The sequence below is a fragment of the Pseudomonas sp. MWU16-30323 genome (genome assembly GCF_020515595.1).
In the GTDB taxonomy this organism is placed as follows: Bacteria; Pseudomonadota; Gammaproteobacteria; order Pseudomonadales; family Pseudomonadaceae; genus Aquipseudomonas; species Aquipseudomonas yamanorum.
On record NZ_JAIWYM010000038.1, the window covers coordinates 39,504 to 49,887 of the forward strand.

The following is a 10,384-nucleotide window of genomic DNA, read 5'->3' on the forward strand; positions in this document are numbered from 1 at the left end:
TCATGAAAAAAGGCCTCCCTAGAAAGCAAAAAGGTGCCGCCGCGCTGGAGTTCGCGATGGTCTTTATGATTTTTTTTGCCGTGTTTTATGGTCTGGTCAGCTACAGCCTGCCGTTACTGCTGATGCAGTCCTTTACCCAAGCCGCCGCTGAAGGCGTAAGGCGTAGCGTCGCGCTGGATCCCTCCACGCCAAGCTACACAACGGCACTGCCCCAGCAGGCCGTCACGGCGGCCCAGGCACAATTGTCCTGGATCCCTTCTCAGTTCAAATTCCTGCCCACGTATGTCACGGCAACCTATAGCGCGAGCTCGCTGCTGACAGTGCAAATCAACTATCCAACGTCCAGCCTTCAGAACGTGTTGCCGTTTCTGATACTGCCAGGCTTTGGGACCGTCCCCGCCCTGCCTCCCACGCTTTCGGCCCAATCGAGCATGCAGTTTTGACCTCAGGGGATAAATTGTTCGGCCGCCTGCTCGGCCGTGGCAACCACCTGGATGCGGACGCACCCGCAGCGCTGCCCCCCACCGCCGCCTTGTTGTTCTACCTGGACGGCCAGGGCCGGGTGCTGGACATCCACGGCCCGCTGCGCCATCGACTGGAACAACCCGCCGCGCAACCGCACCAGCCTGCCTTGCTGCTCGACTACCTCACGCCGATGAGCAGCCTGGTGATCGAAGGCACGCCGGGCGACTGGCAGGGGCAAAGCCTGGACCTGGCGTTCAAAGGGCTTGCCGGGCAAACCCTGCATACCCGCGGCTGGGTTCAACCCGAGGGCAAGGCTTGGCTCCTGCAATTGCTGGACATTGGCGACCTGATTGCCCATCGCCAACTGACTCAGCGACGCGAACACAATCAGCGCGTCAACGACCAGATCAGCGAGCAACTGCGGGTCTGCAGCCTGACGCGCCTGCCCGAGGTGCTGCAAGACACTCTCCAGACCATCTCCCAGCACTGGCACATCCCCTGCACTGCGATTGCCTTGCTGGACGAGCAGGGCCAGGAGTGGTGCATCCAGGGCTGCTACACATCCCACGACGCTCCGGCACTCTGGAGCAACGGGCAAGCCCTGGGCGCCAGCCTCGACAGCCTGGGCGGTACAGCGCCGGTGAGCCTGGGGGTAAACCGAGGCCACAGTGACCACCCGCGCCTGCAAGGGCTGTTTGGCAATACCGATGGTTTTCTGGTGCCCTATCACGATGGTCATGGCGTGGGTGCATGGTTGCTGTGCGGCCTTTATAGCCGCCAGGAACCCACCAGCGACCGTGACTGGCTGCAACTGACCGCCGCCCTCGCCGCACCGTTGCTCGGCCGCCTGCGCGAACAGCACCATCAGCAGCAACTGGAGCGCCTCGACGCCCTGCAAGGACTGCTCGGCACCGGCTGGTGGGAACTGCCCCCACACAGTGAGGACATTGAACTCGCCCCGCAGTTGCTGCACACCCTCAACCACGGCGAGTCCACCACACGGCTCTCGTTGCCGATGTGGCTCAAGCTGATTCACCCGGCCGACCGGGAAGAACTCGCCAGCCGCCTGCAAGACCTCAAGACCCTGGGCAAGCCGCTGTCCACCAGCGTTCGCCTGCAACCCACCGACCCGACGCAAAACCCCATCTGGTACCGCGTACAGGGGCAAGCGCTGGGCTCGGGCGGGCACCGCCGCCTGGTGGGCTTCATGCTCGACATCAGCGATATAAAAAACCAGGCACAACAGGCCGCCGCCGCCCACGCACGCCTGGACAACCTGATCGCCAGCTCCCCGGCCGTGATCTACGTGCAGCGCTACGTCGAAGGCACGCTGCAACCGGTGTTCTTCAGCGACAGCCTGCTGCCGCTGCTTGGCCGCACCCTGGCCGACTTCACCCCGGCGACGCTGAACCAATGGATCCACCCCGAAGACCGCGACCTCTACTTCGACCGTACCCGCCGACTGCTGCGCGAAGGCAGCGTGCGCAGCCGCTACCGGGTGCTCGACAAACAGGGCGATTACCACTGGCTGCTGGATGAAGCCCGGCTGCTACGCGACGACTTGGGCTTGCCCGTGGAAGCCGTGGGCCTGTGGCTGGATGTGACCGAGACCACCCTGGCGGCGCAACGGGTCAAGGAGAGCGAGGAACGCTATCGAATCCTGGTGGAAGACTCCCCAGCGATGATCTGCCGTTACCGCCCGGACCTGACCCTGACCTTCGGCAATACTCCCTTGGCCAATTACATGGAGTGCTTGCCTGAACAACTGCCGGGCATGAACCTCAGCCAGTGGTTGTCCGAAGAACAACGCGAGGCATTTGTGCAGCGCATCCGGCAGTTGACCCCGGAGTTCCCCGTGAGCACCGCCGAAATCAGCCTGCAACTGCCGGGGCGCACACATGCCTGGTGGGTGTGGTCGGACCGGGGCGTATTCGACGAACAGGGCCAGTTGCAGGAAGTGCAGGCCGTGGGCCGGGACAACACCGAAGTGCGTCGCTCCCAGCAGCAACTGACCCAAAGCGCCAAAATGGCCACCCTCGGCGAAATGGCCACCGGCCTGGCCCACGAGATCAACCAGCCGCTGAATGTGATGCGCATGGCCATCGTCAACGTGCTCAAGCGCTTGAGCAACGGTGATGCACAGATCGACTACCTGACGGAAAAACTCCAGCGCATCGATTCCCAGGTCCAGCGAGCCGCCCGCGTGGTGGACCATATGCGCGTGTTCGGCCGCCGCTCTGAAGTCGAACAACAGCCCTTCAACCCGGCGCAGGCGGTGGAAGGCACCTTGTCGCTGCTCACGGAAGGCCTGCGTGGCAAAGGCATAGAACTGCGGGTGACGCAGAAGGACATTGCGGTGCAGGTCAAAGGCTACGTCGACCAGCTGGAGCAGGTGCTGATCAACCTGATGGTCAACGCCCGCGATGCCCTGCTGAGCAAGCGCGAACACGACCGCGACCTGCGGCCGTGGATCTCGGTGCAGATCGAACACGACAGCCGTCATGTGCGCATCTGGGTCGAGGACAACGGCGGCGGGATTGACCCACGGCTGCTGGAGCGGATTTTCGAACCGTTCTTCACCACCAAGCCGATTGGCGTGGGCACCGGCCTGGGGTTATCGGTGAGCTATGGCATTGTCGAGAACATGGGCGGCCGGTTGAGCGTCGCCAACAGTGAACATGGGGCGAAGTTTTGTGTGGAGTTGCCGGTGGTGAGCGAGGTTTAGATCACCAGGTACGCATTACCCGAGTGGCAACTGAGGTTGGCGCCCACGCCGACCTGGTTAAGGTCGACTCCCAGCCCCAGCAACAGGGTATTCACCAACGAATTGATCAAGGGTATCAGCGTGGCATTCAACACGTTGAGCAGCAGCGTGGTCACACCACTCAACACGGATCCTAGCCCACCGATCAGGTTGCCCAGCACGTTCGCGTTGCCGGGGGTAGGCCCGTACATATTCAGGTTAAGCCCGGCCGTCACGCCGTTCACCGGATCGGTCAGGCCGCTGACGATATTGCTCGTGCTGTAGCTGGAGTAATACGGCGGCTGGGAAATCTCCGGCAAATTCGGCGATTGGTAGGTGTAGGGAATGTTGTAAGTACCGCCTACCTGAATATTGGCCGACAATCCCAAACCACCGCCTACGCCCGTGACCACCGGATTGCAGAACACAATTAACGTGCAGGTCTTCGTACCGATATCGACGATCTTCAACGGCGTCACCACCACCGTAGGGGGTGTAGGGCCAGTGCCGAAAACGCTGCTGCTGGCAATCTGGCCCATCCGCAGATTGACCAGTGATGTGTTGGTGGCCGTGGTCAGGGTTTTACTGGTCGGGCTGGCGCAGCTGTAACCGGTGACCCAACTGGCGGCACTTGCCGCATCCAGCTCGATATCGATACCCACCGGCGGCGGCAGCACTTGCAACACCGGCGACGTACACGAGACCGCGCAGGTCAACGAATTGATCACCCCGACCAGGTTCAGGCTGAGCAGCGCATCCAGGGTGCCCAGCAACGGGCTCGCCAACCCGTTCACCGCGTTCGTCAGCGTGGAGACGGTGTTGAGTATCGGCAGGTTAACCGACAGCTTCGTGCGTAACTGAGCCGTTTGGACGTAAATCCGGTTTGGGCCGGTCATAGGATTCTGCCCAGGCGCCGTGGCAAGCGCCGGGTTACCGATGGCCGACAGTTGTGGCGGCTGCAACACCTGGACGCTGGCGGTGATTTGCGCCACCCCCGGCAAGTTGATGGGAAAACTGGCCACCAGGCCGTTTTGCTTGTTGGCCAATTGCACGACCCCCTGAATCAGATCGAATACCCGCATGTTGACCGCCAGGGCGGCGACGCTGGCACCACTCTCCACCGACAGCACATTGCCCAGCACCACCGTGGTCGCCCCCGCTGCGACTTTAAGGGCCTGCAGGCTGGCAATGGTCGCGGTGGCCGACAATGTATGCGTGGGGTCCAGCACATTGATTGCCGACTGAATCAGTTGGCCAACCGCGATGGTGTTGCCCAGTACCTGTGTATAACCACCGGCCGTCAGCCCCAGGTCGAGCTTCAGTTGGTTCAGGTAACTCAGCAAAGAAATGTTGGTGTTGATCAGGCCGTTCCAGCCCGCCACCGAGAGGTTCACAGCGCCACCCAACAATCCGCCGGTCAGCGCGTTAAGCAGGGGCGCGTTATTCGTATCCACCACCAACGCCGTGCTACGAATGGTCAATGACGCCAGCGGTGGTCCCAATGCGGCGACCGCCACTGCACTCACCGTCGTCTGTGCGGCCACCGCGGTACCGTTGACCATATTCCATATGCCGCCGGCAACGCTGGTCGCCACAGTCTCGGAGGCCACCACCTGGATCGCATCGTTTTGGCTGGCGTTGGCGCTGAACACCCGCTGATTGCTGGCATTGGTCACCAACGTGCCGCAGGTGACCACCAGTGCCCGGGTGTTGGCGACTATCGTGAAGCCATTGCGCGTGGCGTTTTGCGTGGCGTAATCGTTGGCCGTGGTGCTCGATGCGCATTGCCCGCCCCGATTGGCAGCTTCCAGGGCTGCCGTATCGGCCACGGACTGCAACTTGCGCTTTTCCACGTACAGGCGGCTGCTGTCGATGACCAGCAACAGGAATAGCAAGGCCATCCCCAGGGTCAGGGCCGCCATCAGGCCAATCGCACCGCGTTGCCTTGCAGGCCCGCCCTGGCGACCGGAACGAAGTCGAAGAGACATCGAGCACTCCTTTGCCGGCACACTGCCGAGCGCTTACTCTCCTGTGTTGCCTGGGAGTGTAGTCAAGAGCGGCGGGGGCTGCAGGCCAGTCGCCATGGGCAGGCGACTGGCGGAGGGCGGATTAACGAATCAATGCGGCGGGTAGTTGGACAGCACCTTGGTCACCGTTGCACGAATCGCCGCGCTACGGTCTTGAGGGTCAGGCGAGCTGGCGAGGATTTGCTCATCGCTGCCACGCCACACCAGTTTGCCGTCCTTGCCGTCGAGCAAGTCGATCTGGATGGTGGCGACCTTGTAGGTAATGTTGCGGGTTTCGTTATACATCGGCGCGCCCCAGTAGCCATTCCATGGGCCGCCCCAGGCGCCGCCGTAGTTGGTGGTGACTTGCTGCTGGCGGTCTTCGACGATCAGGTAGGTCTGCACATTCAGGTCAGCCTTGGTACCCGGCGCCGCAGGGCGCAGACCACGCTGGTCGAGCTGCTCGCCCACGGCCTGGCGGATGCGCTGTTCGGTGAGGTCACTCTTGATCCGCGGGTCATCCGGGCGGTATTGCAATGCGGGCTCTTTCCAGCTCCAGCTGCGGTAGGCGCCAAAGTCCCGGCTGGCGTCGAAATCATGGTTGACCTGGCTGGTCTGGCAACCGCCCAGCAACACAACAACAGCAAGTGCAGCAATACGACGAAGCATGGTTGTTCTCCAAAAGACGATCCGGGCCTGAGATGAGAATAGCGGCTAACTGGGTGGGTAGGCAGTCATTGCCTTTTGCATCGCCTCACGCAGGGAGTCGGCGCGTTCGCTGAGGCTGCCCTGGCTCGTGGTTTCGGCGCTGGTGCTCCAGACCGGCTGGCGGGTACGGGCATCGAACAGGCTGATGCGCGCCACCGCCACCGTCACTTCATAGGTGCGTACCACCGGCACGCTGTTGTACATGCCGTAGCCGTTGCCGTAGCGGTTATAGCCGCCGTAGCCGTAGCCATAGTCGTCCTGGACCTGGCGCAGGCGTTTTTCCAGGCGCACATCGGCGCTCACCAGCAGGTCGGGGGCGCGGTTGTCATGCAAAGGGCGCAGGCCGCGCTGGTCGAGGGCGCCGCTGACGGCCTCGGCAATCTGCGCCGAATCGGCCCAGGCCGAACCCGCCGGCAGTTGGTTGTTGAGCCAGGCCCAACTGCGATAGGCGCCATAGTCGCGCACCGGCGCCGGGTAGGCGCTGGCATCAAAGGTGTTGGCCGCCTGGGCAGGGGCCGGCGGCATCGGGGCAGATGCCGCCACATACGGGTTGGGGCTTTGGCAACCCGCCAGGCCCAGGCCCAGCAGGATCAGTCCAAGACAGCGCTTCATTTCGACCTCCGCAGACTGGGCCGCTTAAACCGGACGGCAGATCCAGTGCAAATAACGCCCAAGTCCGGCAAAGCTTGGGTGACGACGGTGTGCGAGCTCCATCTCCAACACATCCTGCAACTCGGCGCGGGCCTGGAATTCCACCGGCATATAGTCGTGGAACACCCGCACGCCACTTTGGGTTTCGACCTGCCACAGGCCCTCTAGTTGCGTCGCCAACTCCCGTGGGTCCAGGGGTTGTTGCGGCGTGAGGCTCTGCTTTTCACCGGCCATGTCGTTCTTGCGCATTTTGCGGAAGTGACCTTTGAGCAGGTTGCGGTAAATCAAGGCATCGCGATTGTAGAAGGCCAGGGACAGCCAGCCACCGGGCGCGGTCAACTGGTGCAGCACCGGCAGGATCGCGTGGGGTTCGGCCAGCCATTCCAGCACGGCGTGGCACAGCACCAGGTCGTAGGGTTCGGTGAGCTGGCCGAGCAGGTCTTGCCAGGGGGCCTGAATGAAGGTGGCGGTCTGCCCGGCTTCGGCAAAACGCTGGCGGGCGCCTTCGAGCATCGGCTCAGCGGGTTCCGCCAGGGTCACGTCGTGGCCGCGCTCGGCCAGCCACAGTGACATATGGCCCAGGCCGGCACCGATATCCAGTACCCGCAATGGGCGATCCGGCAGCGCTTCGATCAAATCGGCCTGGAGCACCGCCAGGCGAATCGCGCCCTTGGCACCGCCGTAGATCTTCTCGGCGAAACGGGTGGCCAACTGGTCGAAATGACGGTCACTCATTTGGCAAACCGCCGTTCGCTGTCGGCCAGTTTGGCCTGTACCACCTGATCCATGTCCAACCCCAATTCGCTGCACAACAGCAGCAGGTACAGCACAATGTCGCCCACTTCCTGGCCGGCATGGGCGAGTGTGTCGGCGGGCAACTGGCGCGACTGGTCTTCGCTCAACCACTGGAATATCTCCACCAGCTCGGCCATTTCAACGCTGGCGGCCATCGCCAGGTTCTTGGGGCTGTGGAATTGCTTCCAGTCGTTGGTATCGCGGATGCGGTGCAGGCGTTCGGTGAGGTGGTCGAGATTCATGGGGCGCTCCTGAAGGTGTATAGCTTCGGGCGCAAGCGGCGCGAAGGCAAGTGAATCCCTGCGGCCCGTAAACCTCTATGCTAGAAGGGAACTAGCTTGGGCCAATAACGAACAAAGGCTCAGGTTCGGCAGCTACGCCCACCGTCTTATCAGGACACACACATGCAAACAGACTTTTTCGGATGGCTGGGTCTCAAGATCGGCCAGATCATCCACTTTATCGTCGAGTTGTTCACCGGGCTGTTCAACACCCTGTCCCACGCGGGCGGCGACTTTGTCGACGGGCTGTCCAGATCCTTAGGGATGGACACCTCGATCATCAGCATCCTCATGCTGATTATCGGCTTGATGCTGTTGTACTCGGCGGTGCGCGCCTTTATGCGGGCTTCGATCATCATGGGGATTATCTGGTTGATGCTCGGGCTCTGGGTGCTCAGTTGGGTGGTGCATTAATAAAGGGCCAGCAAGGCAAATCCCTTTAATTTGAGGGACGTTTCCGAGACAATCTTTCAGCCTTGTGCCTGCCCGGACCGGTGGCTAGTCTTCGCTCCTTCACTGCCTATCAGTGATCGGGTTTAGTCGCCCGGAATTAGTGAGCGCAAGTTGTCGCCATGCTTCATGGCGGCTGTGCGCAGGGCACCTTCGGGTGCGCCGGGTTCCACTAGCCGGTCGACTAACCTGCGTACAGCCGCCACCCTCGTTTAGTCGCGCGGGTGTCAGCTCCTTACCTACTAGTGGAGTTACACCATGCATAAGCCTGTTCCCGACCCACCCAGCGACCTCCTCAACGACCGCGCCGCCTTCAATCGCGCCCTCGAACACTACCTGCCCTCGCAAGGTTTCCACACCATCAACGAAGACCTGAGCTTCGAAGATTCCCTGCTCTACACCGCCAGCCTGCTCAGCAGCGCCTCGGCCACTGCGCTTGATTGCGGCGAACTGCTGGAGAGTCCACAGCGGGCGAAGATCCTGGCGGTTTGGCACTTGCTGGAAATTGCCAGGACCACCGTCGACCGCTCCATTGAATGCCTGCATCCGCGTAAGGCCTAACCCAAGATCGTTCCCACGCGGAGCGTGGGAACGATCAAATCAGTCATGCCCCCTATCGACCAAGGTGAATGTCAGTGTTTTCACCTGCATAGTGTCTGCATAAGTAAGTATCAACTTGGTATTAGGGGCCATGCCGGGGTCAAGCAGGTAGGCATCCCAACCGCCGATAGCGGTGTTGAGTGGGAGCCTCGTAAAGCCCTTCGAAGCCATCGGAGGCCCAAAAGCCGCTCGCACACTTGATTGATCCATCACAGGCAAAAAGGGCTCCGGTAATTCGCCCTCGTAAGATGTCATGCCTTCCATCGTCGTAAGCAAGACGACATTGAGCGTTTCCAAGCGTTTGGTCTGCGCCCAAAAAAGCAGCTCAAGCCCCTTTCCCGGTTTAAGGGTCAGCCAGTCTCGCCCGGTATAGAGCTCACTTAAGGGGGCGTCAGGTATGGCTCCTTCAGTCACTAAGATCTCGTAGTGGCGACCAAGATTCTTCACCCAATGTGTAATGGTTTGGGCGTCCATCAATACCAGCCCTGTTCTGTATTGATCTTATGCATCTTGGCCCGTACCGCCTCAAGGTCTGCCTCAGAGAAACCCTCTTCAAGCATGTAAGGCTTCATTGCACGTCACAAGTAAATGTGCGCTCTTTGACGTCAGTGGCCAGAATTAATCAGCGAAAATCCCATGGAGCAAACCTTATCGTCATTACGGTATTGAAAGCCCACTTTCGTATTCACTAAGTGCGCAGACGTCAGACGATAGGCTTCCCCAACACCATACCCCCTGGACCGCAGTATCTTTATCGGCTCTTTCGACTCAAAAGGTTCTCCAAGCATCGCCTTAACCCCTAGGCGATGCATGTTATGCATGAATGGAGAGGGCAACTCTCCGGTATAAACAGATGCACCATCGACCATCCTGATCAGCGAAAAGAGCACTCTTTCAAGGGTTGCTGTTTCTGCCCAAAACCATAGCTCAACACCCGGCTCAGGTCTCTGTATCAGATACTCGTTGTCACCTCCTTTTATAGAGGGTTCTAGAGGGATATTCGAAATCGCACCACTAACCAGAAGTTTGTTGTAGGTACAACCAAGCCCTGCAACCAAATTATTGATCATTGCAACATCCATCAGTACCACCCCTGCTTCTGGTTGATCTCATGCATCTTGGCGAGTGCTTCTTCGAGGTCCCCCGTGACGAAGCCCTCTTCAATCAAGTAAGGCCGGATCACATCATAGTTGCTGTCTACCGCCGAACGAAGGTTCCCAGCATCAAGGAGCTGCTTGACCTTGGTGTTGCGCCCGCCGTACGTTTCGCTGTACCTCTGATGAACCTGGGCAGGAATGGCAATACTGGCGACCTGCATGAGTAACTCATTGATCTCATCATCCATAAGCACTAGCGAGTTATTTATCAGATACCGTCTGATGGCTGCTTGTGAAGGCATATGATCCACATGCAATCCGTTACGGGGCCGCCCACTGAATGCACCGTAAGTATCTACCTCCAACGGCTTCACCGCCGGCTTGGCAAACACCAAATACAACGGCGACACACCCGAATCAGCAGGAAACGTGATGATCGTATCCTGCCAGGTAACGTCCTCAGCATCCCTTCCCGGATAGTGCGTAATCCCCGTCTCCTGCCCCAAAGGAATCGGATGCACCAACAGGTTATCCAACCTTTCGGGCGTGCCCGGATAAGGCATCGGCGCATTCACCACCGGGCCGTTG

The 10,384-nt window shown here is 60.3% G+C and carries 12 protein-coding genes; 4 read left to right on the top strand and 8 right to left on the bottom strand.

Translation table 11 applies throughout. The features are described from left to right. Positions 1 to 2: 2 nt before the first annotated feature. Both LIY45_RS27385 and LIY45_RS27390 read left to right on the top strand, forming a co-directional pair. Positions 3 to 443 (top strand): TadE family protein, encoded by a 441-nt coding sequence (locus LIY45_RS27385; RefSeq protein WP_226478225.1) that lies wholly within the window; start codon positions 3 to 5, stop codon positions 441 to 443. Next, positions 440 to 3,190 (top strand): PAS domain-containing sensor histidine kinase, encoded by a 2,751-nt coding sequence (locus LIY45_RS27390; protein ID WP_226478226.1) that lies wholly within the window; start codon positions 440 to 442, stop codon positions 3,188 to 3,190. Before LIY45_RS27385 ends, LIY45_RS27390 begins: the two co-directional genes overlap by 4 nt. On the opposite strand, the gene LIY45_RS27395 is transcribed toward LIY45_RS27390, so the two are convergent. The 5 genes from LIY45_RS27395 to LIY45_RS27415 form a co-directional block, all read right to left on the bottom strand. Next, the gene (locus tag LIY45_RS27395) at positions 3,187 to 5,196 is read right to left on the bottom strand and encodes a pilus assembly protein TadG-related protein (RefSeq protein WP_226478227.1); all 2,010 of its coding nucleotides are present in this window, start codon (positions 5,194 to 5,196) and stop codon (positions 3,187 to 3,189) included. The two genes, LIY45_RS27390 and LIY45_RS27395, sit on opposite strands and share 4 nt — an antisense overlap. A gap of 129 nt (positions 5,197 to 5,325) precedes the next feature. Further along, a complete protein-coding gene (locus LIY45_RS27400; RefSeq protein ID WP_017478438.1) occupies positions 5,326 to 5,883 on the bottom strand; it encodes a DUF4136 domain-containing protein in 558 nt (185 codons plus the stop codon). 45 nt (positions 5,884 to 5,928) lie between these two features. After that, positions 5,929 to 6,534 (bottom strand): DUF4136 domain-containing protein, encoded by a 606-nt coding sequence (locus LIY45_RS27405; RefSeq protein WP_063033315.1) that lies wholly within the window; start codon positions 6,532 to 6,534, stop codon positions 5,929 to 5,931. A gap of 24 nt (positions 6,535 to 6,558) precedes the next feature. After that, positions 6,559 to 7,308: a methyltransferase domain-containing protein gene (locus LIY45_RS27410; RefSeq protein WP_226478228.1), complete on the bottom strand. Its 750-nt coding sequence runs from the start codon at positions 7,306 to 7,308 to the stop codon at positions 6,559 to 6,561. Next, positions 7,305 to 7,610, bottom strand: coding sequence for a MazG-like family protein (locus tag LIY45_RS27415; protein ID WP_226478229.1), 306 nt, complete (start codon positions 7,608 to 7,610; stop codon positions 7,305 to 7,307). Before LIY45_RS27415 ends, LIY45_RS27410 begins: the two co-directional genes overlap by 4 nt. 162 nt (positions 7,611 to 7,772) lie before the next feature. Here LIY45_RS27415 and LIY45_RS27420 point away from each other — a divergent pair, with 162 nt between their 5' ends. Both LIY45_RS27420 and LIY45_RS27425 read left to right on the top strand, forming a co-directional pair. Beyond that, positions 7,773 to 8,063 (top strand): hypothetical protein, encoded by a 291-nt coding sequence (locus tag LIY45_RS27420; RefSeq protein ID WP_226478230.1) that lies wholly within the window; start codon positions 7,773 to 7,775, stop codon positions 8,061 to 8,063. Positions 8,064 to 8,357: 294 nt separating this feature from the next. Continuing rightward, entirely contained in the window at positions 8,358 to 8,660 is a 303-nt protein-coding gene (locus LIY45_RS27425; protein WP_226478231.1) for a hypothetical protein, read from the top strand. Positions 8,661 to 8,699: 39 nt separating this feature from the next. On the opposite strand, the gene LIY45_RS27430 is transcribed toward LIY45_RS27425, so the two are convergent. The 3 genes from LIY45_RS27430 to LIY45_RS27440 all read right to left on the bottom strand — a co-directional run. Next, a complete protein-coding gene (locus LIY45_RS27430) occupies positions 8,700 to 9,173 on the bottom strand; it encodes a DUF6392 family protein (RefSeq protein WP_226478232.1) in 474 nt (157 codons plus the stop codon). A 131-nt stretch (positions 9,174 to 9,304) separates the two neighbouring features. Next, complete coding sequence (locus LIY45_RS27435; RefSeq protein ID WP_226478233.1) at positions 9,305 to 9,769, bottom strand: DUF6392 family protein; 465 nt, start codon at positions 9,767 to 9,769, stop codon at positions 9,305 to 9,307. Between the two features lie 11 nt (positions 9,770 to 9,780). Further along, positions 9,781 to 10,384 (bottom strand): S-type pyocin domain-containing protein (locus tag LIY45_RS27440; RefSeq protein ID WP_226478234.1); only part of this gene is annotated, 604 nt, incomplete at its 5' end.

What these genes read in the sequence shown, in the direction of transcription:
- LIY45_RS27395 (WP_226478227.1), bottom strand. Translation starts at nt 5,196, where the DNA reads ATGTCTCTTCGACTTCGTTCCGGTCGCCAGGGCGGGCCTGCAAGGCAA.
- LIY45_RS27415 (WP_226478229.1), bottom strand. Translation starts at nt 7,610, where the DNA reads ATGAATCTCGACCACCTCACCGAACGCCTGCACCGCATCCGCGATACC.
- LIY45_RS27425 (WP_226478231.1), top strand. Translation starts at nt 8,358, where the DNA reads ATGCATAAGCCTGTTCCCGACCCACCCAGCGACCTCCTCAACGACCGC.
- LIY45_RS27400 (WP_017478438.1), bottom strand. Translation starts at nt 5,883, where the DNA reads ATGCTTCGTCGTATTGCTGCACTTGCTGTTGTTGTGTTGCTGGGCGGT.
- LIY45_RS27410 (WP_226478228.1), bottom strand. Translation starts at nt 7,308, where the DNA reads ATGAGTGACCGTCATTTCGACCAGTTGGCCACCCGTTTCGCCGAGAAG.
- LIY45_RS27420 (WP_226478230.1), top strand. Translation starts at nt 7,773, where the DNA reads ATGCAAACAGACTTTTTCGGATGGCTGGGTCTCAAGATCGGCCAGATC.
- LIY45_RS27430 (WP_226478232.1), bottom strand. Translation starts at nt 9,173, where the DNA reads ATGGACGCCCAAACCATTACACATTGGGTGAAGAATCTTGGTCGCCAC.
- LIY45_RS27385 (WP_226478225.1), top strand. Translation starts at nt 3, where the DNA reads ATGAAAAAAGGCCTCCCTAGAAAGCAAAAAGGTGCCGCCGCGCTGGAG.
- LIY45_RS27405 (WP_063033315.1), bottom strand. Translation starts at nt 6,534, where the DNA reads ATGAAGCGCTGTCTTGGACTGATCCTGCTGGGCCTGGGCCTGGCGGGT.
- LIY45_RS27435 (WP_226478233.1), bottom strand. Translation starts at nt 9,769, where the DNA reads ATGATCAATAATTTGGTTGCAGGGCTTGGTTGTACCTACAACAAACTT.